General features: G+C 69.1%; 19 protein-coding genes and 3 tRNA genes. 4 read left to right on the top strand and 18 right to left on the bottom strand.

What is annotated here, in order from left to right; translation table 11 throughout:
• Positions 1-44: 44 nt before the first annotated feature.
• The 10 genes from ABZ484_RS05415 to ABZ484_RS05370 all read right to left on the bottom strand — a co-directional run bounded on the left by ABZ484_RS05415 (position 45) and on the right by ABZ484_RS05370 (position 13,395).
• The gene (locus tag ABZ484_RS05415) at positions 45-3,944 is read right to left on the bottom strand and encodes a DNA-directed RNA polymerase subunit beta' (RefSeq protein WP_358864566.1); all 3,900 of its coding nucleotides are present in this window, start codon (positions 3,942-3,944) and stop codon (positions 45-47) included.
• Positions 3,945-4,043: 99 nt separating this feature from the next.
• Positions 4,044-7,529, bottom strand: a complete 3,486-nt coding sequence (rpoB, locus tag ABZ484_RS05410) for a DNA-directed RNA polymerase subunit beta (RefSeq protein WP_358864565.1) — start codon at positions 7,527-7,529, stop codon at positions 4,044-4,046.
• A gap of 609 nt (positions 7,530-8,138) precedes the next feature.
• Entirely contained in the window at positions 8,139-8,525 is a 387-nt protein-coding gene (rplL, locus tag ABZ484_RS05405; RefSeq protein WP_358864564.1) for a 50S ribosomal protein L7/L12, read from the bottom strand.
• Between the two features lie 116 nt (positions 8,526-8,641).
• Positions 8,642-9,172: a 50S ribosomal protein L10 gene (gene rplJ / locus ABZ484_RS05400; protein WP_358864563.1), complete on the bottom strand. Its 531-nt coding sequence runs from the start codon at positions 9,170-9,172 to the stop codon at positions 8,642-8,644.
• Positions 9,173-9,465: 293 nt separating this feature from the next.
• Complete coding sequence (locus tag ABZ484_RS05395) at positions 9,466-10,320, bottom strand: LppX_LprAFG lipoprotein (RefSeq protein WP_358864562.1); 855 nt, start codon at positions 10,318-10,320, stop codon at positions 9,466-9,468.
• A 216-nt stretch (positions 10,321-10,536) separates the two neighbouring features.
• A complete protein-coding gene (gene rplA, locus ABZ484_RS05390) occupies positions 10,537-11,262 on the bottom strand; it encodes a 50S ribosomal protein L1 (protein WP_358864561.1) in 726 nt (241 codons plus the stop codon).
• Positions 11,263-11,374: 112 nt separating this feature from the next.
• The gene (gene rplK / locus ABZ484_RS05385) at positions 11,375-11,809 is read right to left on the bottom strand and encodes a 50S ribosomal protein L11 (protein ID WP_358864560.1); all 435 of its coding nucleotides are present in this window, start codon (positions 11,807-11,809) and stop codon (positions 11,375-11,377) included.
• A gap of 177 nt (positions 11,810-11,986) precedes the next feature.
• Positions 11,987-12,844, bottom strand: a complete 858-nt coding sequence (gene nusG, locus ABZ484_RS05380; RefSeq protein ID WP_358864559.1) for a transcription termination/antitermination protein NusG — start codon at positions 12,842-12,844, stop codon at positions 11,987-11,989.
• Between the two features lie 81 nt (positions 12,845-12,925).
• Complete coding sequence (gene secE, locus ABZ484_RS05375) at positions 12,926-13,213, bottom strand: preprotein translocase subunit SecE (RefSeq protein WP_030174459.1); 288 nt, start codon at positions 13,211-13,213, stop codon at positions 12,926-12,928.
• Between the two features lie 109 nt (positions 13,214-13,322).
• A tRNA-Trp gene (locus ABZ484_RS05370) sits at positions 13,323-13,395 on the bottom strand.
• A 304-nt stretch (positions 13,396-13,699) separates the two neighbouring features.
• Here ABZ484_RS05370 and ABZ484_RS05365 point away from each other — a divergent pair.
• Together ABZ484_RS05365 and ABZ484_RS05360 are read left to right on the top strand one after the other, a co-directional pair.
• Positions 13,700-14,926, top strand: coding sequence for a pyridoxal phosphate-dependent aminotransferase (locus tag ABZ484_RS05365; protein ID WP_358864558.1), 1,227 nt, complete (start codon positions 13,700-13,702; stop codon positions 14,924-14,926).
• A gap of 122 nt (positions 14,927-15,048) precedes the next feature.
• Complete coding sequence (locus tag ABZ484_RS05360) at positions 15,049-16,089, top strand: adenosine deaminase (RefSeq protein ID WP_358864557.1); 1,041 nt, start codon at positions 15,049-15,051, stop codon at positions 16,087-16,089.
• Here ABZ484_RS05360 and ABZ484_RS05355 read toward each other — a convergent pair.
• Both ABZ484_RS05355 and ABZ484_RS05350 read right to left on the bottom strand, forming a co-directional pair.
• Positions 16,070-16,741, bottom strand: a complete 672-nt coding sequence (locus tag ABZ484_RS05355) for a hypothetical protein (RefSeq protein WP_358864556.1) — start codon at positions 16,739-16,741, stop codon at positions 16,070-16,072. The two genes, ABZ484_RS05360 and ABZ484_RS05355, sit on opposite strands and share 20 nt — an antisense overlap.
• Positions 16,742-16,795: 54 nt before the next feature.
• Complete coding sequence (locus tag ABZ484_RS05350; RefSeq protein ID WP_358864555.1) at positions 16,796-17,407, bottom strand: helix-turn-helix domain-containing protein; 612 nt, start codon at positions 17,405-17,407, stop codon at positions 16,796-16,798.
• 120 nt (positions 17,408-17,527) lie between these two features.
• Between ABZ484_RS05350 and ABZ484_RS05345 the strand changes: the two genes are divergently transcribed.
• Positions 17,528-18,160 carry an NAD(P)H-binding protein gene (locus ABZ484_RS05345; protein ID WP_358864554.1) on the top strand — a complete coding sequence of 211 codons (633 nt, stop codon included), beginning with the start codon at positions 17,528-17,530 and terminating at the stop codon, positions 18,158-18,160.
• A 44-nt stretch (positions 18,161-18,204) separates the two neighbouring features.
• Here ABZ484_RS05345 and ABZ484_RS05340 read toward each other — a convergent pair whose 3' ends face one another.
• From ABZ484_RS05340 to ABZ484_RS05315, 6 genes are all read right to left on the bottom strand, one after another.
• Positions 18,205-19,260, bottom strand: a complete 1,056-nt coding sequence (locus ABZ484_RS05340; RefSeq protein ID WP_358864553.1) for a UDP-N-acetylmuramate dehydrogenase — start codon at positions 19,258-19,260, stop codon at positions 18,205-18,207.
• Between the two features lie 66 nt (positions 19,261-19,326).
• Positions 19,327-19,755, bottom strand: coding sequence for a MaoC family dehydratase (locus ABZ484_RS05335; RefSeq protein WP_358864552.1), 429 nt, complete (start codon positions 19,753-19,755; stop codon positions 19,327-19,329).
• A gap of 7 nt (positions 19,756-19,762) precedes the next feature.
• Positions 19,763-20,215 carry a MaoC family dehydratase N-terminal domain-containing protein gene (locus ABZ484_RS05330; RefSeq protein WP_358864551.1) on the bottom strand — a complete coding sequence of 151 codons (453 nt, stop codon included), beginning with the start codon at positions 20,213-20,215 and terminating at the stop codon, positions 19,763-19,765.
• Positions 20,216-20,353: 138 nt separating this feature from the next.
• Entirely contained in the window at positions 20,354-20,518 is a 165-nt protein-coding gene (gene rpmG, locus ABZ484_RS05325; RefSeq protein WP_003948671.1) for a 50S ribosomal protein L33, read from the bottom strand.
• A gap of 86 nt (positions 20,519-20,604) precedes the next feature.
• Positions 20,605-20,677 (bottom strand) — tRNA-Met (locus ABZ484_RS05320).
• A gap of 46 nt (positions 20,678-20,723) precedes the next feature.
• A tRNA-Thr gene (locus ABZ484_RS05315) sits at positions 20,724-20,796 on the bottom strand.
• A 241-nt stretch (positions 20,797-21,037) separates the two neighbouring features.
• Between ABZ484_RS05315 and ABZ484_RS05310 the strand changes: the two genes are divergently transcribed.
• Positions 21,038-22,495: a hydrolase gene (locus ABZ484_RS05310; protein WP_358864550.1), complete on the top strand. Its 1,458-nt coding sequence runs from the start codon at positions 21,038-21,040 to the stop codon at positions 22,493-22,495.
• The last annotated feature ends 36 nt before the right edge of the window (positions 22,496-22,531 follow it).

Raw genomic sequence — 22,531 nt, 5'->3', positions numbered from 1 at the left:
CGGCCACCCCATCGGGGTGACCGCCCTTCGGTCATGCTGCTCGCTTACTGGTTGTACGGACCGTAGTCGTAGTCCTCCAGCGGAACGGCCTGGCCGGAGCCGGTGCCGAACGGCGAGTAGTCGATGTCGTCGTAGCCGACGGCCGAGTACATCGCGGCCTTGGCCTCCTCGGTCGGCTCGACCCGGATGTTGCGGTAGCGGGACAGACCCGTACCGGCCGGGATGAGCTTACCGATGATGACGTTCTCCTTGAGGCCGATGAGGCTGTCGGACTTGGCGTTGATCGCCGCGTCCGTCAGGACTCGGGTCGTCTCCTGGAAGGAGGCGGCCGACAGCCAGGACTCCGTCGCCAGCGAGGCCTTGGTGATACCCATCAGCTGCGGACGACCGGAGGCCGGGTGACCGCCCTCCTGGACCACACGACGGTTCTCGGTCTCGAACTTCGAGCGCTCGACCAGCTCGCCGGGCAGCAGCTCGGCGTCGCCGGACTCGATGATCGTCACACGGCGGAGCATCTGCCGGATGATGATCTCGATGTGCTTGTCGTGGATCGACACACCCTGCGAGTTGTACACCTTCTGGACCTCGCCGACCAGGTGGACCTGGACGGCACGCTGACCCAGGATGCGCAGCACGTCGTGCGGGTTGGTGGCACCCACGGTGAGCTTCTGGCCCACCTCGACGTGGTCGCCCTCGCCGACCAGCAGACGGGCACGCTTCGAGATCGGGTAGGCCGTCTCGTCGCTGCCGTCGTCCGGGGTGATGACGATCTTCTTGGTCTTCTCGGTCTCCTCGATGCGGACGCGGCCGGCCGCCTCGGAGATCGGGGCGACACCCTTCGGGGTACGGGCCTCGAAGAGCTCGACGACACGCGGCAGACCCTGGGTGATGTCGTCACCGGCCACACCACCGGTGTGGAAGGTACGCATCGTCAGCTGGGTGCCGGGCTCACCGATGGACTGGGCGGCGATGATGCCGACCGCCTCACCGATGTCGACCAGCTTGCCGGTGGCCAGCGAACGGCCGTAGCACATGGCGCAGGTGCCGACGGCGGACTCGCAGGTCAGGACCGAGCGGGTCTTGACCTCCGCGACGCCGCGGGAGACGAGCTCCTCGATGAGGACGTCGCCCAGGTCGGTGCCGGCCGGAGCCAGCACCTGGCCGTCGACGACGATGTCCTCGGCGAGGCAGCGCGCGTACACGGACGTCTCGACGTTCTCCGCCTTGCGCAGCACGCCGTCCGCGCCGACCTCCGCGATGTGGAGCTTGAGGCCGCGGTCGGTGCCGCAGTCCTCCTCGCGGATGATGACGTCCTGCGAGACGTCCACCAGACGACGGGTGAGGTAACCCGAGTCGGCCGTACGCAGAGCGGTGTCCGCCAGACCCTTACGGGCACCGTGCGTGGAGATGAAGTACTCCAGCACGGACAGGCCCTCACGGAACGACGCCTTGATCGGACGCGGGATCGTCTCGTTCTTCGCGTTCGACACCAGACCACGCATACCGGCGATCTGACGCATCTGCATCATGTTGCCTCGTGCACCCGAGTTCACCATCATGAAGATCGGGTTGGTCTTCGGGAAGTTGTCGTTCATCGCCTCGGCGACCTCGTTGGTCGCCTTGGTCCAGATCGCGATGAGCTCCTGCGTGCGCTCGTCCTTGGTGATCAGACCGCGCTCGTACTGCTTCTGGACCTTCTCGTCCTGCGCCTCGTAGCCGCGGACGATCTCCTTCTTCGCCTCGGGAACGACGACGTCGGAGATCGCGACGGTGACGCCGGAACGGGTGGCCCAGTAGAAGCCGGCCGCCTTCAGGTTGTCGAGCGTCGCCGCCACGATGACCTTCGGGTAGCGCTCGGCGAGGTCGTTGACGATCTCGGAGAGCTGCTTCTTGCCGACCTCGTAGTCGACGAACGGGTAGTCCTCGGGCAGCAGCTCGTTGAAGAGCGCACGGCCCAGCGTGGTCCTCAGCCGGAAGCTGTCGCCGGTCTGGTACTCCGGCTCGCCCTCCTCGGCCGCCGGCGGGGTCCAGCCGCGCGGCGGGATGGTGCCCACCGGGAAGCGGATGTCCACCTTGGACTGGAGGGAGAGCTCACCGGCGTCGAACGCCATGATCGCCTCGGCGACCGACGCGAACGAACGGCCCTCGCCCTTCACGTCCCGCATCTCGCCGTCGGTGGTGAGGAAGAACAGACCGAGGACCATGTCCTGGGTCGGCATCGTCACCGGACGGCCGTCGGCGGGCTTGAGGATGTTGTTCGAGGACAGCATCAGGATGCGGGCCTCGGCCTGCGCCTCCGCGGACAGCGGCAGGTGCACGGCCATCTGGTCACCGTCGAAGTCCGCGTTGAACGCGGTGCACACGAGCGGGTGGATCTGGATGGCCTTGCCCTCGACCAGCTGCGGCTCGAAGGCCTGGATGCCGAGGCGGTGCAGCGTGGGCGCACGGTTCAGCAGAACCGGGTGCTCCGCGATGACCTCTTCCAGCACGTCGTACACGACCGTGCGGCCGCGCTCGACCATGCGCTTGGCGCTCTTGATGTTCTGCGCGTGGTTCAGGTCGACCAGGCGCTTCATCACGAACGGCTTGAACAGCTCCAGCGCCATCGCCTTCGGCAGACCACACTGGTGCAGCTTCAGCTGCGGGCCGACGACGATCACGGAACGCGCCGAGTAGTCGACTCGCTTGCCGAGCAGGTTCTGACGGAAGCGGCCCTGCTTGCCCTTGAGCATGTCGGACAGCGACTTCAGCGGACGGTTGCCGGGGCCCGTGACCGGGCGACCACGACGGCCGTTGTCGAAGAGCGCGTCGACGGCCTCCTGGAGCATGCGCTTCTCGTTGTTCACGATGATCTCGGGCGCGCCGAGGTCGAGAAGCCGCTTCAGGCGGTTGTTGCGGTTGATGACACGGCGGTACAGGTCGTTCAGGTCGGAGGTCGCGAAGCGGCCACCGTCCAGCTGCACCATCGGACGCAGGTCCGGCGGGATGACCGGGACGCAGTCCAGGACCATGCCCTTGGGGCTGTTGGAGGTCTGCAGGAACGCGGAGACGACCTTCAGCCGCTTCAGGGCGCGGGTCTTCTTCTGGCCCTTGCCGGTGCGGATGATCTCGCGGAGCTTCTCCGCCTCCTCCTCCAGGTCGAAGGACTCCAGGCGCTTCTGCAGCGCCGCGGCGCCCATCGAACCGTCGAAGTACGTGCCGAAGCGGTCACGCAGCTCGCGGTAGAGCAGCTCGTCGCCCTCCAGGTCCTGGACCTTGAGGTTCTTGAACCGGGTCCACACCTCGTCGAGGCGGTCGATCTCGCGCTGCGCACGGTCGCGCAGCTGCTTCATCTCGCGCTCGGCACCCTCGCGCACCTTGCGGCGCACATCGGCCTTGGCGCCCTCGGCCTCCAGCTCGGCCAGGTCGGTCTCGAGCTTCTTGGCGCGGGCCTCCAGGTCGGCGTCGCGGCGCTGCTCGATCTGCTGGCGCTCGACGGAGACGTGGGCCTCCAGCGAGGGCAGGTCGCGGGTGCGGCGCTCCTCGTCGACGTACGTGATCATGTACGCCGCGAAGTAGATGACCTTCTCCAGGTCCTTCGGGGCCAGGTCGAGCAGGTAGCCCAGGCGCGACGGGACGCCCTTGAAGTACCAGATGTGCGTGACGGGCGCGGCCAGCTCGATGTGGCCCATCCGCTCACGGCGCACCTTGGCGCGGGTGACCTCGACACCGCAGCGCTCACAGATGATGCCCTTGAAGCGGACGCGCTTGTACTTGCCGCAGTAGCACTCCCAGTCCCGGGTGGGGCCGAAGATCTTCTCGCAGAAGAGGCCGTCCTTCTCGGGCTTGAGGGTGCGGTAGTTGATGGTCTCGGGCTTCTTGACCTCGCCGTGGCTCCACTGACGGATGTCGTCAGCGGTGGCCAGGCCGATCCGGAGCTCGTCGAAGAAGTTGACGTCGAGCACTATGCGTCAATCCCTCTCAGGGTCGTAAGTCTTTGGTCTGAAACGGGGGCCTGGGGGTCGGCGGGGCCCTGGTGGGTCAGGGCCCCGGCCGGACTCCCGTCAGACCTCTTCGACGCTGCTCGGCTCGCGCCGGGACAGGTCGATGCCGAGCTCCTCCGCAGCGCGGAAGACATCCTCGTCGGTGTCACGCATCTCGATGGACATACCGTCGCTGGACAGCACCTCCACGTTCAGGCAGAGAGACTGCATCTCCTTGATGAGCACCTTGAAGGACTCGGGGATGCCGGGCTCGGGGATGTTCTCGCCCTTGACGATCGCCTCGTAGACCTTCACACGGCCGGTGACGTCGTCGGACTTGATGGTCAGCAGCTCCTGGAGGGCGTAGGCGGCACCGTATGCCTCGAGTGCCCACACCTCCATCTCACCGAACCGCTGGCCACCGAACTGGGCCTTACCACCCAGCGGCTGCTGGGTGATCATCGAGTACGGACCGGTCGAGCGGGCGTGCAGCTTGTCGTCGACCAGGTGGTGCAGCTTCAGGATGTACATGTAGCCGACCGAGATCGGGTCCGGGAACGGCTCACCGCTACGGCCGTCGAACAGCCGCGCCTTGCCGGTCGGGAGCACCATGCGCTCGCCGTCCCGGTTCGGGATGGTGTGCTGGAGCAGACCCGCGAGCTCGTCCTCGCGCGCACCGTCGAAGACGGGGGTCGCGACGTTCGTGCCCGGGTCGACCTGGTCGGCGCCGATCGCCTGGAGGCGCTGCGCCCACTCCTCCGCGAGGCCGGAGACGTCCCAGCCGCGGCTGGCGAGCCAGCCGAGGTGGATCTCCAGGACCTGTCCCGGGTTCATTCGGGACGGGACACCCAGCGGGTTGAGGATGATGTCGACCGGGGTGCCGTCCTCCAGGAACGGCATGTCCTCGATCGGCAGGATCTTGGAGATGACACCCTTGTTGCCGTGGCGGCCGGCGAGCTTGTCACCGTCGGTGATCTTGCGCTTCTGCGCCACGTAGACGCGGACCAGCTGGTTCACGCCCGGCGGCAGCTCGTCGCCCTCCTCGCGGTCGAAGACGCGCACGCCGATGACCTTGCCGGTCTCGCCGTGCGGCACCTTCAGCGAGGTGTCACGGACCTCACGGGCCTTCTCCCCGAAGATCGCGCGCAGCAGGCGCTCCTCCGGCGTCAGCTCGGTCTCACCCTTCGGGGTGACCTTGCCGACCAGGATGTCGCCGGCGATGACCTCGGCGCCGATGCGGATGATGCCGCGCTCGTCGAGGTCGGCGAGGACCTCCTCGGAGACGTTCGGGATGTCCCGGGTGATCTCCTCGGGGCCGAGCTTGGTGTCACGGGCGTCGACCTCGTGCTCCTCGATGTGGATAGAGGAGAGGACGTCGTCCTGCACGAGGCGCTGCGACAGGATGATCGCGTCCTCGTAGTTGTGACCCTCCCACGGCATGAACGCCACGAGCAGGTTCTTGCCGAGCGCCATCTCGCCGTTCTGGGTGGCCGGGCCGTCCGCCAGGACCTGGCCGACGACGACGTGGTCGCCCTCGTTGACGATGACCTTCTGGTTGACCGAGGTGCCCTGGTTGGAGCGGGCGAACTTGGCCAGGCGGTACGTGATGTACGTGCCGTCGTCGTTGGCGGTGGTGATGTAGTCCGCGGAGACCTCCTGGACCACACCCGCCTTCTCGGCCTTGACCACGTCGCCGGCGTCGACCGCGGAGCGGTACTCCATGCCGGTGCCGACGAGCGGCGACTCGCTCTTGATCAGCGGCACGGCCTGCCGCATCATGTTCGCGCCCATGAGGGCGCGGTTGGCGTCGTCGTGCTCGAGGAAGGGGATCATGGCGGTCGCGACCGACACCATCTGGCGCGGCGAGACGTCCATGTAGTCCACGTCCTCGGGGCTGACGTAGTCGACCTCACCGCCACGGCGGCGGACCAGGACACGCGCTTCGGCGAACCGGAGTTCGTCGTTCAGCGTGGCGTTGGCCTGCGCGATGACGAAGCGGTCCTCCTCGTCGGCCGTCAGGTAGTCGACCTGGTCGGTGACCTGGCCGTCGACGACCTTGCGGTACGGGGTCTCGACGAAACCGAACGCGTTGACCCGGCCGTAGGTGGCGAGCGAGCCGATCAGACCGATGTTCGGGCCTTCCGGCGTCTCGATCGGGCACATGCGGCCGTAGTGCGAGGGGTGCACGTCACGGACCTCGAAGCCGGCCCGCTCACGGGAGAGACCACCCGGGCCCAGCGCGGACAGACGCCGCTTGTGCGTCAGCCCGGAGAGCGGGTTGTTCTGGTCCATGAACTGGGACAGCTGGCTGGTGCCGAAGAACTCCTTGATGGAGGCGACGACCGGCCGGATGTTGATCAGGGTCTGCGGCGTGATCGCCTCGACGTCCTGCGTGGTCATGCGCTCGCGGACGACGCGCTCCATACGGGCCAGACCCGTGCGGACCTGGTTCTGGATGAGCTCGCCGACGCTGCGCAGGCGGCGGTTGCCGAAGTGGTCGATGTCGTCGGTCTCGACGACCACGGACTGGCCGTTGTCACCGACCGTCTCGGTCTCGCCGGCGTGCAGCTTCACCAGGTACTTGATCGTCGAGATGACGTCCTCGACGGTCAGGATGCCCGCGTCCAGCGGAGCGTCCGCACCCAGCTTCTTGTTGACCTTGTAGCGGCCGACCTTGGCGAGGTCGTAGCGCTTGGGGTTGAAGTAGAGGTTCTCCAGCAGCGTCTGCGCGGCCTCACGCGTGGGGGGCTCGCCCGGGCGCAGCTTGCGGTAGATGTCGAGCAGCGCGTCGTCCTGGCCCTGGGTGTGGTCCTTCTCCAGGGTGGCGCGCATCGACTCGTACTCGCCGAACTCCTCGAGGATCTGCTCGTTGGTCCAGCCGAGCGCCTTGAGCAGGACGGTGACCGACTGCTTGCGCTTGCGGTCGATGCGGACACCGACCATGTCGCGCTTGTCGATCTCCATCTCCAGCCAGGCACCCCGGGACGGGATGATCTTGGCGGAGAAGATGTCCTTGTCGGAGGTCTTGTCGATGGAGGAGTCGAAGTAGACACCGGGGGAACGGACCAGCTGCGACACCACGACACGCTCGGTGCCGTTGATGACGAAGGTGCCCTTGTTCGTCATGAGCGGGAAGTCGCCCATGAAGACGGTCTGGGACTTGATCTCGCCGGTCTCGTTGTTGGTGAACTCGGCCGTGACGAAGAGCGGGGCGGCGTACGTGAAGTCGCGCTCCTTGCACTCGTCGATCGAGTTCTTCGGGGGCTCGAAGCGGTGGTCGCGGAACGTCAGCGACATCGACCCGGAGAAGTCCTCGATCGGGGAGATCTCCTCGAAGATCTCCTCCAGACCGGACTTGGTGGGGACGTCCTGACCGGACTCCAGAGCCGCCTCGACGCGAGCCTTCCACGCGTCGTTGCCGAGCAGCCAGTCGAAGCTCTCGGTTTGCAGCGCGAGAAGGTTCGGAACCTCGAGGGGCTCCTTGATCTTTGCAAAGGAGATGCGCAGCGGGGCGGTGCTGGCGCCGTTGTTCATATTCGCGGTCGAGGCGTTGCGCGAGGCGGCCAAGAGGGGGTCCTTCCGAGGGCTCGGACTCACTACGCGCGTACCGGCCCCTCTCCCATGCGCCGGGACAGACGGTGCCCTATGTGGCCAAAAGGCCAGGTCGGGCGTGGTCCGGTCGTCGATGCTCGGGTGAGGGCATGCCCCTGGTGACGGGCAGGGGACAGCTAACAGGCAGCGCAAAGGGTCAGTGTAGCCACTTGGCCCACTGATGTCCAGTGCGGGTTTTTTGAGACCCTCGTTGTCGTCACCGCCTGCGGCCTGCTGCCCTCAACGCACGTTGATACTGCCCTCTTCGCCGTCGATCCATGCCTCGGATTCGGATCCTTGTGACGACGCGTCCTGAGAATTGCGCGCTGCGTGCGGTTCGTCAAGGCCCCCCATGCCCCAACCGGATGCTGCCATCGTCACTTGCAGCCTGCTTCCGGGGGCCTCTCGAGGCACGACGAAGATCACCATACCCCTCCCGGTGGTGCGTGCAAGGCCGCCACAGCCGCCCCCCGGGAACGCCGAAGAGCGACCACCCGGTTGGATGATCGCTCTTCGGTGCGTTCGCGTTACAGCCCTACCGGGCCGCGGTCAGCGCGCGGAGAGTCGGTACGACTCCGAAAGGTCTTACTTGACCTCGACGGAGGCGCCGGCGCCCTCGAGGGCCTCCTTGGCCTTGTCCGCGGCCTCCTTGTTGACCTTCTCCAGGACCGGCTTCGGCGCACCGTCGACCAGGTCCTTGGCCTCCTTCAGGCCCAGGGAGGTCAGCTCGCGCACGACCTTGATGACCTGGATCTTCTTGTCGCCGGCACCCGCGAGGATGACGTCGAACTCGTCCTTCTCCTCGACGGCCTCGGCGGCCGGGGCACCCGGGCCCGCGACACCGGCGACCGCGACCGGGGCGGCGGCGGTGACGTCGAACTTCTCCTCGAAGGCCTTCACGAACTCGGAGAGCTCGATGAGGGTCATCTCCTCGAACTGCGCGAGCAGGTCTTCCTGGCTGAGCTTCGCCATGATGGGCGATCCTTCCACTAATTCGGCTGGTGCCGGATGTACATGAATGGCGGGCGTACGTCGGCCCGCTGTGACCCCTGCCGCCTCAGGCGGCCTGGATCAGAAAGCGAGCCGAGTTACTCGGCACCGCCCTGCTCGGCCTGCTTGGCGCGCAGCGCGTCCACGGTGCGGACGAGCTTCGACGGGAGCGCCTGGAAGAGCGCGGCAGCCTGGGACTGCTTGCCCTTCATGGCACCCGCCAGCTTGGCGAGCAGAACCTCGCGGGACTCGAGGTCCGCAAGCTTCTTGATCTCGTCGGCGGACAGCGCCTTGCCGTCAAGGACACCGCCCTTGATGACGAGATTCGGGTTGTCCTTGGCGAAGTCACGGAGACCCTTCGCCGACTCCACCGGGTCACCGGTGACGAAGGCGACGGCCGTCGGACCAGCGAAGAGCTGGTCGTCCAGCGTGATCCCGGCCTCGTTGGCCGCAATCTTGGTCAGCGTGTTCTTCACCACGGCGTACTGGGCGTTCTCACCGAGCGACCGGCGCAGCGTCTTGAGCTGCGCCACGGTGAGACCGCGGTACTCGGTCAGCACGGCGGCACTGGAGCTGCGGAACTTGTCCGTCAGCTCAGCAACCGCGGCAGCCTTGTCGGGCCTCGCCATAGAGCCTCGGCCTCCTTCCGGGTGATTCGGACCGCGCGGACCCGAAGGAGGACTGGGGAAAACGAAACGCCCCGGCGCAGGCGCACGGGGCGGACTCGACCGGGCGAACGCACGACATGGGCGCGCACTCCGGGAGTTCTTCCACTGTCACCTGCGCGGGTCGCCCGCATTTTCAGCGGATCCTTCGGCCACCGCGGCTCTGGCGAGCGCGCGGCAACGACCAGCGGTCTTTGGCTTCGGTAGGAGACTACGGGAACGGGGCGGTCCCGAGCAAATCCGCCCCGTTCGGCGGCTCACTCCGCGCCGGCGTCCTTCATCATCTCGGCCAGATCGGCGGTGTCGGCGGCCGGCGGGGCGGTGACCTTCACGGGCTCGTTGAAGCCGAGGAACGTGATGGTCATGTCGAGCGGGCCCTTGGTCCCGTCGCCACGCAGGCGGAACCGCTTGGTGTGGTTCTCGCCGTCGATCCACATGTCCATGGTGAGCTTGTCGATGCCCAGCTTCTCGTACTGCGCGAGGCTCTTCTCGCGCCCCTCCCGCAGGGTCGCGTCCTTGCCCTTGTCCTGCTCCTTCATGGCCTTGACCAGCTCGTCGACGGTGGCGGTGCCCTTGTAGTGGGTCGTGCTGACACCGTCGACGGTCTCGGTGCCCACCTTCTTCGTGTCCTTGGCGCCGGTGAGGAAGGTGGACTCGGCCGCCGGGTTCTGCTGGGCCTGGGGCGAGGCGCTGCCGAGCTGGTCCAGCTCCTTGCCCGCGCCCGTCCCGGACAGGTCGAACTTGATCCAGCTCTTGCCGTCCATCTCCTTGGCGGCCTCGGCGCCGCCGTTGAGGTACATCGCCTTGCCGACGAGCCGCATCTCCACGGCTTGGTCCGTGCCCTGGGCGGGCACCGTCATCTTCATGCTCATGGCGACGGTGGGCTTGAGCCGCATCTCGGCGTCGGCCTTGATCCGCCCCTGCTCCGGGACCTGGCCGGTCATGCGATAGCGCAGAGAGGTGACGGTCTCCGCGTTCGTGGCCGCCTTGGCCACGGCCGCCGCCGGCGTCATGGCGGGCGACTCCTCGCCCTTGGAACAGCCCACCGCGCCCGCGGCGAGCAGCAGCCCGGCCAGACCCGCGCCACCGGCCCTGCGTACAGAGGTCCCCATGGTCTCCCCCCAAGGAAACAGAAAGTTTTCACACAGCAAGGACCCCAACTTATCCGGGCAGAGATCGAACAGTCACGCGGGTTCCTCGCCGCGGACCGTACGGCCGCCGGAAGAGCGGTCCAGGAGCGCCGCCCGGGAGCGCCGTCCGGAAAAGCGACGAGCCCCGCACCGGAACGGTTGCGGGGCTCGTCGCCGACTTCAGGCGAGCTGTGGGGCTCAGACCGCGGCCGGGTCCTCCTCGACGAGGAGGTTGCGGGTGCGGTTCGGGTCGACCTGGATGCCGGGGCCCATCGTGGTGCTGATGGCGGCCTTCTTGATGTAGCGACCCTTGGCGGCGGACGGCTTCAGACGGAGGATCTCCTCCAGCGCGGCGCCGTAGTTCTCCACCAGCTTGGAGTCGTCGAACGACGTCTTGCCGATGATGAAGTGCAGGTTCGAGTGCTTGTCGACGCGGAACTCGATCTTGCCGCCCTTGATGTCGTTGACAGCCTTGGCGACGTCCGGGGTCACGGTGCCGGTCTTGGGGTTCGGCATCAGACCACGGGGACCGAGCACACGGCCGAGGCGGCCGACCTTGCCCATGAGGTCCGGGGTGGCGACGACGGCGTCGAAGTCCAGACGGCCCTTCGACACCTCGTCGATCAGCTCGTCGGCACCGACGATGTCGGCGCCCGCGGCACGCGCGGCCTCGGCACGGTCGCCGGTCGCGAAGACCAGGACCCGGGCGGTCTTACCGGTGCCGTGCGGAAGGTTCACGGTGCCACGGACCATCTGGTCGGCCTTGCGCGGGTCGACACCCAGACGGAAGGCGACCTCGACGGTGCCGTCGAACTTGGTCGTGGAGGTCTCCTTGGCGAGACGGACGGCCTCGAGCGGGGCGTACAGCTTCTCCCGGTCGACCTTGGCGTCCGCAGCGCGGAGAGCCTTGCTGCGCTTGCTCACAACTGCTCCTGGGGTTCTTGGTAAGGAGTCGTGGTACGGGCCGAGCAGGCCCTGCCACGTGCGGCACCGCGATCAGGCGATCACGGCCGCATACGTACTACGGGGTTGGGTTTCAGCCCTCGACGGTGACGCCCATGGAACGGGCGGTGCCGGCGATGATCTTCGCGGCGGCGTCCAGGTCGTTGGCGTTGAGGTCGGGCAGCTTGGTCTGGGCGATCTCGCGGACCTGCGCCTCGGTGATCTTGGCGACCTTGGTCTTGTGCGGCTCGCCGGAGCCCTTCTCCACGCCCGCGGCCTTGAGGATCATCTTGGCGGCCGGCGGCGTCTTGGTGATGAAGGTGAAGGTGCGGTCCTCGTAGACCGTGATCTCCACCGGGATGACCCAACCGCGCTGCGACTCGGTCGCGGCGTTGTAGGCCTTGCAGAACTCCATGATGTTGACGCCGTGCTGACCCAGCGCCGGACCGACCGGCGGGGCCGGGTTGGCGGCGCCGGCCTGGATCTGGAGCTTGATCAGCCCCGTGACCTTCTTCTTCTTGGGAGGCATTGCTCTCCGGGTCCTTTCATTCGGGTCCATGCCCGCGCGAGTCGCGACCCTGACGCAGGCATACCGCACAACGATAACGGGTATAGATGCGCGGCTTAAAACCGAGCAGGTCAGACGGGCTGAGGCAGCCCGCCTGACCTGCTCGGAAGCGGTTCGTCCAGAACGAACCAGTACGAACTAGTTCTTCTGGATCTGGTCGAAGGAGAGCTCGACCGGGGTCTCGCGGCCGAAGATCTCGACCAGGCCCTTGACCTTCTTCGAGTCGGCGTTGATCTCGTTGATGGTCGCCTGGAGCGTGGCGAACGGGCCGTCGGTGACGGTGACCGAGTCGCCGACCTCGAAGTCCAGCACCTGGACCTCGACCTTGCGCTGCGGAGCCGGCTTGCCCTCGGCCTCGGCGGCCTCGCGGGCGGCCTTCTCCTCCGCCTCCGGGGCGAGCATCTTCACGATCTCGTCCAGGGACAGCGGGTAGGGGTCGTAGGCGTTGCCGACGAAGCCGGTGACACCCGGGGTGTTGCGAACGACGCCCCAGGACTCGTTCGTCAGGTCCATACGGACGAGCACGTAACCGGGCAGCTTGTTCTGCCGGACGGTCTTGCGCTCGCCGTTCTTGATCTGGACGATCTCTTCCTCGGGCACCTCGGCCTGGTAGATGAACTCCTCGACGTTCAGCGAGACGGCACGCTGCTCCAGGTTGGCCTTCACGCGCTTCTCGTAGCCGGCGTAGGTGTGGATCACGTACCACTCGCCGGGCAGCGTGCGCAGTTCCTCGCGGAGCTTGGTGACCGGGTCGAGCTCGGGCTCGGGCTCTTCGGCGCCGGCCTCCTCCTCGGCGGCCTCGTCGGCCTCACCCTCGGTGGCCGCCTCCTCGGTGGCCTGCTCCTCGACGTGGACGGCGGCCTCCTCGGCCGGCTCCCCCGCGGCGGCCTCGGCAGCCTGGGCCTCGTCGACCTCGTCCGCACCCTCGACGGTGTCGAGCTCGTCATCCACGGACTCGGTCGGCTCGATGGCGTCGTTCAGGTTCGGGTCAGACACGGTGGCTGCTTCTTCCTGGATACATAGGGGTGGAACATGCGAAAACGGGCGCCGGTAACCACGGCGCCCTTCGCTCTTGGCTCAGCCGAAGACGTACTTGGCCGCGTGGTTGAGCCCATAGTCAATCACGGTCACCAGGGCGATCATGATGGCCACGAAGAAGATCACCACGGTGGTGTAGGACGTCAGCTGGTTGCGCGAGGGCCAGACGACCTTGCGGAGCTCCGCGATGATCTGCCGGTAGAAGAGCGCAAGGCGCTTGAGAGGGCCCTTCTTGGCGCGCTTGCCACCCTTGCGGGGCTTCTTCTTGGACTCTGTGACCTCGTCCTGGGCATCAGGCGTGTCGATGGAGCCCACGGCGTCCGTCATTCGTCCTCACCTGATTCCGGGTCGTGGCCGTGCCGCGCCCGGTCGAGCCGCACGGCGGTGCAGATTGCTGTACGTACATGCGCACACATCCTGGCGATGGTGTGTGTAGCAGGGCCGGAGGGACTTGAACCCCCAACCGCTGGTTTTGGAGACCAGTGCTCTACCAATTGAGCTACGACCCTTTGTGTGTCCCCCAACGTACCGCATCCGAGCGTGTGCCCGGTGTCCTTGTGGGCACCGGGTGCGGCGGCGGCTGCTGAAGGCCAACGAGGTGAGAGTGTACGTGGTCCGGAGCCGGTCGTCGAACAGAAAGTGTTCTTCGGTGCCCGTCGAAAGGAAGTCCGAGGGAAGCCGAAGGGCCGCCGGGGGGGTGGAACCGGACGGACCCGGGGGCGGAACCGGACGCCTGTTCAGGGGTTAGACCGCTGCTGTTCAGTCCGTGAAACCCGCGTGCCCGGGGCGTTCGGGGTCTGGAACGATGGCGGTATGAGCGCTGCAACCCCTCCCACCGAGCGCCGGGTCTCCGCCCGAATCGGCGCGATCTCCGAGTCCGCCACCCTCGCCGTGGACGCCAAGGCGAAGGCCCTGAAGGCCGCCGGGCGTCCGGTGATCGGCTTCGGCGCCGGTGAGCCCGACTTCCCCACCCCCGACTACATCGTCGAAGCCGCCGTCGAGGCCTGCAAGAACCCGAAGTACCACCGGTACACCCCGGCCGGCGGTCTGCCCGAGCTGAAGTCCGCGATCGCCGCCAAGACGCTGCGCGACTCCGGCTGGGAGCCGGACGTCTCCCAGATCCTGGTCACCAACGGCGGCAAGCAGGCGATCTACGAGGCCTTCGCCGCGATCCTCGACCCGGGCGACGAGGTCATCGTGCCCGCGCCGTACTGGACGACGTACCCGGAGTCGATCCGCCTGGCCGGCGGTGTCCCGGTCGAGGTCGTCGCCGACGAGACCACCGGCTACCGGGTCACGGTCGAGCAGCTGGAGGCCGCCCGCACGGAGCGGACCAAGGTCGTCCTCTTCGTCTCCCCGTCCAACCCGACCGGCGCGGTCTACTCCGAGGCCGAGACCGAGGCGATCGGCCGCTGGGCCGTGGAGCACGGCCTGTGGGTGCTCACCGACGAGATCTACGAGCACCTGGTCTACGGCGACGCGGTCTCCGTGTCCCTGCCCGCGCTGCTGCCCGAGCTGCGCGACAAGTGCATCGTCGTCAACGGCGTGGCGAAGACGTACGCCATGACCGGCTGGCGGGTGGGGTGGATCATCGGCCCGAAGGACGTCGTGAAGGCCGCGACCAACCTCCAGTCGCACGCCACCTCGAACGTGTCGAACGTCGCCCAGGTGGCCGCCCTCGCCGCTGTCTCCGGCGACCTGGAGGCCGTCGCGACGATGCGCGAGGCCTTCGACCGACGCCGCAGGACCATCGTGCGCATGCTGAACGAGATCGACGGCGTCCTGTGCCCGGAGCCGGAGGGCGCCTTCTACGCCTACCCGTCGGTCAAGGCGCTGGTCGGCAAGGAGATCCGCGGCAAGCGCCCGCAGAACACGGTCGAGCTGGCCGCGCTGATCCTGGAGGAGGCCGAGGTCGCGGTCGTCCCGGGCGAGGCCTTCGGCACGCCGGGCTACCTGCGCCTGTCCTACGCGCTCGGTGACGAGGACCTGGTGGAGGGCGTGAGCCGGATCCAGAAGCTCCTGGCGGAGGCGCGGGACTGAACCTCCCACGCGCGCGTGCGGGCCGTTTCCCTCCGGGGAGGCGGCCCGTACGTCTGTGCGCGCAAGACCACGTACGGGGAAACGGCTACCGGGCCGTGGGGGAGGTGGGGCAGGATCCTGGAATGGAGCGTGTACGTGATCTCTCTGAGCTGCCGAAGGCCCATCTGCACCTGCACTTCACCGGGTCGATGCGGCCCACCACCCTGCTGGAACTGGCCGACAAGTACGGCGTACGGCTGCCCGAGGCCCTGACGGAGGCCCTGACCGGCGGGGAGCCGCCGCGGCTGCGGGCGACCGACGAGCGGGGCTGGTTCCGCTTCCAGCGGCTGTACGACGCGGCGCGTTCCTGTCTGCGGGAGCCGGAGGACATCCGGCGGCTGGTGCGGGAGGCCGCCGAGGAGGATCTCCGCGACGGTTCGGGCTGGCTGGAGATCCAGGTCGACCCGACCTCGTACGCCCCGCGGCTGGGCGGGCTGATCCCGGCCATGGAGATCATCCTGGACGCGGTGGACACGGCCTCCCGGGAGACGGGCCTGGGCATGCGGGTCCTGGTGGCGGCCAACCGGATGAAGCATCCCCTGGACGCCCGGACGCTGGCCCGCCTGGCCGTGCGCTACCGGGACCGCGGCGTGGTCGGCTTCGGCCTGTCCAACGACGAACGCCGGGGCATGGCCCGGGACTTCGACCGGGCGTTCGCGATCGCGCGGGACGGCGGTCTGTTCGCGGCGCCGCACGGCGGAGAGCTGACGGGCCCGGCGTCGGTCCGCGACTGCCTGGACGACCTGCACGCCCACCGCGTGGGCCACGGAGTGCGCGCGGCGGAGGACCCGCGGCTGCTGGGGCGCCTCGCCGACCGGGGTGTGACCTGCGAGGTGTGCCCGGCGTCGAACGTGGCCCTCGGCGTGTACGAGAAGCCGGCGGACGTGCCTCTGCGGACCCTCTACGACGCGGGCGTCCCGATGGCCCTGGGTGCCGACGATCCTCTGCTGTTCGGCTCTCGGCTCGCGGCCCAGTACGACATCGCCCGCCGCCACCACGCCTTCACGGACGCGGAACTGGCCGAACTGGCCCGCCAGTCGATCCGCGCCTCGGCCGCCCCGGAGGACCTGCGGGCGAAGCTGCTGTCGGGGGTGGACGACTGGCTCAGCGGCCCGGCGGCCTGAAGTGGGCGTAGGGCGGATAAGGCTTGAAGCAGATCATCACCTCGAACGGGTGCCCGCCGCCGGGCGGATCGGCCAGGGGGATGATCGATCCCATGTACGCCATGTGTCCCTCGCCGACACCCTTCTGATGCGGTCCCTGGGCCGCGGCCCGGGCGAGCCGGATCGCCGTGTCGGCGAACATGTCCCGGTTGCCGAAGAGGAAGAGCGTACGCGCGTGCGTGGCGTGCTTCAGCTCGTCCCGGAAGCCGGTCCGCTCCTGTCGCGCGCGCCAGGCGGCGGCGTCCCGCGCGGCGCGCGCCTCGTCGGTGCCCACGGTGAGCGGGTTGCCCTGGCGTAGCCTGCGGCGCAGCTCGGGCCACTGGCCGGCGCGCAGGCCGATGCTGTGGTGGGCGAGGACGAGATCGACCAGCTCGCCGACGCCCTCGTCGGGCGGGACGCCGTCGCGCAGCGGAACGTGGACGATCGTGTGCCGGGAGTAGGCGGCGAAGGAGAACAGGCCGGCCAGCCGGCTCAGTCCGTCGTGGTCGCCGAGCAGCAGCCCGATGGGCTCGGGGGCGCGCAGCGAGGTGTGCCGTAGGGGCCGGCGGGGCTGGACGACCCGGTGTTCGTGCGGCCCGGTGCGCGGCCGGAACTCGCGCAGCCTCAGCCGCATACGGCCGTGCTCACGGCGCTCTGGGTGGCGTTTGTCATGGCGCAAGCGTGAGGCTCAGGCGGAGGGCGGTGCAACGGAGATTCCGCCGAGCAGCGTCCTCGCCAGGCGCGCGGCGAACGCGTCGACCGGCGGCCGCTCCCCCGTGTCTGTCATGTCATAGGCGAACGCGCGCTGTGCGCAGGCGCCCAGCAGCAGGGATGCGGCCGCGAAGGTGTCGGCGTCGGCGCGGACGCGGCCGAGGGTCTGTTCGGCGCGGAGGTAGGCGTCCAGGTCCTGGATGGGCCGGTGCGGACCGGAGCCGAGCGCGCGCAGAGCGTCGTCGTGTCGCCGTTTGAGCTGGGTCTCGGCGTACAGGGAGGCGGCGATCGGGAAGCTCTGCTCGTAGAAGAGGGCGGCCTGGCGGGCGATCTCGGTGAGGTTGCCCTCCAGGGTGCCCTGGCCCGGTTCGGCGGCGAGGCTGCCGAGCAGGGGCGTGAGCCGGGGCAGCCGCTCGCGCAGCACCTGGATGAACAGCTCCTCCTTGCTCGGGAAGTACTTGTAGAGCGCCGCTTCGGAGCAGCCGGCCGCCTTGGCGATCTCCTTGGTGGTGGCGCGGGCGAGGCCGACGGTGAGCATCAGTTCGTGGGCGGCGTCGAGGACGCGGACGCGGGCCGGTTTCTGCTCCATGGTGCCCAAGGATTTCATGGCGGCCCCGAATGGCTTGACGGGTGGGTGAGTACTTACTCACCCTAGAGGAGACCATGGTGAGTGAACACTCACCGACCTCGGGCGAGCAGGAGAGCAACCATGAACCTCACCGTCTTCGGCGCCACGGGCGGCATCGGTCAGGAGATCGTCCGGCAGGCGCTGGCCGCCGGACACCGGGTGACCGCCGTCGTCCGTGACCCGGCCCGGCTGACCGTGACCGGCGAGGGCCTGGAGGTGTTCCGCGCCGACCTGGCCTCCCCGGAGGCCGTGCGTTTGGCCGTGGCGGGCCGGGACGCGGTGCTCTCCGGGCTCGGCGCCCGCAGCCGCAAGGACGCCGGGGTGGCGACCCGGCTCACCCGTACGGTGCTGGGCGCGATGGAGGCCGAAGGGGTGCGGCGGCTGCTCGTGGTCAGCGCGGGCCCGGTGGGCCCCGAGCCGGCCGACGCCGGCGCCGTGGACCGGACGGCCCGCAAGGTCGTCTCGGCGCTCCTGAAGGACGTCTACGCCGATCTGCGCGAGATGGAGGCCGAACTGGCCCGCAGCACCACGGACTGGACGGTCGTCCGCCCCCCGCGCCTCCAGAACAAGCCCCTGACCGGCACCTACCGCACGATCGTCGGCGGCTTCCCGCCCCACGGCCGCTTCATCGCCCGTGCGGACGTGGCCCACGCGATGCTGACCATGCTCGACGACCCGGCGACGGTGAAGCAGGGCGTCGGGGTGGCGTACTGAGGCCGTACTGAGGCGTGTCGGCGGCGTGTCCGTGCCGGAGGCCGTCAGAGGCTCACGCCCACCGTCACCGGCTCGTTCACGAGAGTGATGCCGAACGCCTCGTGGACCCCGGCCACGACCTCTCGGGCCAGGGCCAGCAGGTCCTCGGTGGTCGCCCCGCCGCGGTTGGTGAGGGCGAGGGTGTGCTTGGTGGAGATCCGGGCCGGGCCGGTGCCGTAGCCCTTGGTGAAGCCCGCCTTGTCGATCAGCCAGGCCGCCGAGGTCTTGGTGTGTCCCGCGCCGGCCGGGTACGCGGGCGGCTCGGCGCCCTCGCCCAGCCGCTCCCGCACACGCGCGCGGAACACCGCGAAGTCGGCGTCCGTGAGGATCGGGTTGGTGAAGAAGGACCCGGCCGACCAGGTGTCGTGGTCCTCGGGGTCCAGCACCATGCCTTTCCCGGCGCGCAGTTTCAGCACCGTGTCGCGGGCGGTGGCCAGCGGCACCCTGTCGCCCGCCGCCACGCCCAGCACGCGCGCCGTCTCGGCGTACTTGACGGGCGCCGACAGCCCGCCGGCGTCCTCCAGCTCGAAACGGACGCGCAGCACGACGTACCGCTCGGGCTCGGCCTTGAAGCGGCTGTGGCGGTAGGAGAACGCGCACTCCTCGTTGGCCAGGGTCACCGTCTCGCCGGCCGTGCGGTCGTAGGCGACGACCTCGGTGATGGTGGCGGAGACCTCCTGGCCGTAGGCCCCGACGTTCTGGATCGGGGTGGCGCCCGCGGAGCCCGGGATGCCGGACAGGCATTCGATGCCGGCGAGCCCCGCCTCGACGGCGCGGGCGACCGCGTCGGTCCACACCTCACCGGCGGCCAGCTCCAGCGTCGTACCGCGGAGTTCGAAGCCGCGGGTGGCGATGCGCAGGGCGGTGCCGTCGAAGCCCTTGTCGCCGATGACCAGGTTCGAGCCTCCGCCGATCACCAGCAGCGGCGTACCGGCGGCGTCGGCCTCGCGGACGGCGGCGATCACCTCGGCGTCGGTGGTCGCGGTGATCAGCCGGGTCGCGGGGCCGCCCAGCCGGAAGGTGGTCAGCGGGGCCAGGGGCGCGTCGTGGAGTTCCTGCACGCGCCCAAGACTACGAGACCCCGCTGACGGTCCCGCACGCCGACGATCCGCCCGCGGCACGGGCCGTCAGGCCAGCCGTACGACCGCGCGGGACATCCCGAGGACCTTCTGGCCCTCGCTGGTCGCCGTCAGGTCCACCCGCACGGTGTTGTCGTCGAGCTTGGCCGCGACCTTGCCGACGACCTCGATCAGGGCCCCCTTGTCGTCGTCCGGGACGACGACGGGCTTGGTGAAGCGCACGCCGTACTCCACGACGGCACCGGGGTCGCCCGCCCAGTCGGTGACGACGCGGATCGCCTCGGCCATGGTGAACATGCCGTGCGCGATCACGTCCGGCAGCCCGACCTCCTTGGCGAACCTCTCGTTCCAGTGGATCGGGTTGAAGTCCCCGGACGCGCCCGCGTACTGCACGAGGGTGGCGCGGGTCACGGGGAAGGTCCGGGCCGGCAGTTCCGTGCCGACCTCGACGTCGTCGTAGGCGATCTTCGCCGTCATCGGTTCCTCACGCCTCCTCGGCCGCGCGGGCCACCAGCTTGGTCCATGCGGTCACGACGTGCTCGCCCGCCTCGTCGTGCACCTCACCACGGATGTCCAGGATGTCGTTGCCGGCCAGGGACTTGATCGCCTCGATGGTGGAGGTGACGGTCAGCCGGTCGCCGGCCCGCACCGGCCGGGCGTAGGCGAACTTCTGGTCGCCGTGCACCACACGGCTGTAATCGAGGCCGAGCTGCGGGTCCTGGACGACCTGTCCGGCGGCCTTGAAGGTGATCGCGAACACGAAGGTCGGCGGGGCGATCACATCGGAGTGGCCGAGCGCCTTGGCCGCCTCCGGGTCCGTGTACGCCGGGTTGGCGTCCCCCACGGCCTCCGCGAACTCGCGGATCTTCTCCCGGCCCACCTCGTAGGGGGCGGTGGGGGGGTAGGACCGCCCCACGAAGGACTGGTCGAGCGCCATGGCTCGGCACCTCCTGGTGTCAGCTGTGGTCGTGCGGATGGTTCAGATGGATCAGGGGTGGATCAGCTGGATCAACTGGATCAGAAACAACATGAGGCCGCCCCCTGATGCGGGGGCGGCCTCATGTATGAGCCTGATTTATCGCGTCTCGCGGTGCGCGGTGTGCGCGTTGCAACGCGGGCAGTGCTTCTTCATCTCAAGACGGTCCGGGTTGTTACGCCGGTTCTTCTTGGTGATGTAGTTCCGCTCCTTGCACTCCACGCAGGCCAGCGTGATCTTCGGGCGGACGTCGGTGGCAGCCACGTGAGTGCTCCTTGACGAACGGGTAGGTATTAACGCAAGAAAGAGTAGCCGATCGAAGGACCGACCCCGCAATCGGCTACTGTGAGTAGCGGTGACCGGACTTGAACCGGTGACACAGCGATTATGAGCCGCTTGCTCTACCGACTGAGCTACACCGCTGCGATGCGATCGGACCCCGCCTCGCGGCGGGAACCTCTCACACCAGAGCCCCAAAACGGAATCGAACCGTTGACCTTCTCCTTACCATGGAGACGCTCTGCCGACTGAGCTATTGGGGCGAGCGATGAAGACATTACACGCTCCGCGGCCGTTCGCCCAAATCCGTTCCGCGCTCCCCGCGTCCGGGTCCGGAGCCCGATGACCCCGTGGCCACACCGGTACGACTATTGCGCCCCTCCCCCTTCCCGGCGGGCGGTCGCCATAGGCTCGACGCACTCTGCGTGATCTTGCGTCCCGTGTCCGCTCGGGCCCCCTGTCCTTCGTCTCCCGCCAGCCCTCGCCTGTCGTACCTGGAGTGCGATGCCCCCCGGTCAGCCACAGCCGCCCCACTCGTCCTCCTCGCCCGGTCCCTCCGGCGGCCCGCCCGAACCGGACGGCCTGCTGCTGTGCGGGGCCCGGCTGGCCGACGGGCGCACCGTGGACGTACGACTGGCCGGCGGGCGCATCGAGGCCGTCGGCACGGCGGGCAGCCTCGGCCGGAGCTCGGGCAGGGGCTCGGGCAGGGGCTCCGGCAGGGCCGGCGCGTTCGACACGCCCACCAGGCCCCGCACAGCGGGTGAGCCGGGGGAACCGGGGGACCGGAGAGAACCGGGAGGCCGGAGAGAACCGGGGAACCCGGGTGATCCGGGGGAGGCGGCCACGGCGAGCGGACCGGGCCGGCCGGACAGGGGTGCCCCGCGGGACGGCGGCGCCCGTCTGGACCTCAGCGGCTATCTGCTCCTGCCGGCCCCGGCGGAGCCGCACGCCCACGCCGACACCGCGCTGACCGCCGACAGCGGCGGCCCCGTGTCGTACGACCCGGAGGACGTCCAGCGGCGGGCGACCGAGGCCGCGCTGCTCCAGCTCGGCCACGGGGCGACCGCCTTGCGCGCGCACGTGCGCGTGGGCGATGTCCAGGGACTGGGCGCCCTGAAGGCGGTCCTGCGGGCGCGCCGGGCGCTGCGTGGACTCACCGAGCTGACGACGGTGGCGGTGCCTCGCGTGCTGACGGGCGCGGCCGGCGCGGACGGGCTGGCGATGCTGCGGGACGCGGTGAAGATGGGCGCGTGCGTGGTGGGCGGCTGCCCTGACGTGGATCCCGACCCCGTCGGTTATGTGGAGGCGGTCCTGGAGGTCGCCTCCGAGCACGGCCGCCCGGTCGACCTGCACACCGACGGCACGGACCCGGCACGCCTGGCCCGGATCGCGGCGATGGCGGGCGGGCTGCGCCCCGGAGTGACGCTCGGCCCCTGCGGCGGCCTGTCCCGGCTGCCCGCCGAGGCGGCCGCGCGCGCCGCGGAGCAGCTGGCGGCGGCCGGGGTCGCGGTGGTGTGCCTGCCGCAGGGCGGCTGCGCGGGCACGGAGGGGCCGGGGACGGCTCCGGTACGGCTGCTGAGGGCGGCCGGAGTACGGGTGGCCGCGGGCAGCGGCGCGCTGCGGGACGTGTCGAACCCGGTGGGGCGCGGCGATCCGCTGGAGGCGGCCTACCTGCTGGCCTCGCACCACGGCCTGCGGCCCGAGGACGCGTACGAAGCGGTGAGCGCGTCGGCCCGCGCGGTGCTCGGCCTGCCCGCGGTGCGCGTGGAGGCGGGCTTCCCCGCCGAACTGCTCGCCGTGCGCGGCGAACGGCTCGCGGGGGCGCTGTCGCTCGGGTACAGCCGGATCGTGGTGCACCGGGGGCGCGTGGTGGCACGGACCAGCGCGGTGCGCGAGTTCTGCGACTCGGCGGCTTCGGTGGAGCTGGGGCTGCCGCGGCAGGGGCGGGGTGAGCTGTCGTAGGAGGCCGCAGGAGAGAGCGGGTGCAGGGGAGTTGGC

Source organism: Streptomyces sp. NPDC006393 (assembly GCF_040628575.1).
In the GTDB taxonomy this organism is placed as follows: domain Bacteria; phylum Actinomycetota; class Actinomycetes; order Streptomycetales; family Streptomycetaceae; genus Streptomyces.
This window is presented reverse-complemented; position numbering and strand designations above follow the sequence as displayed.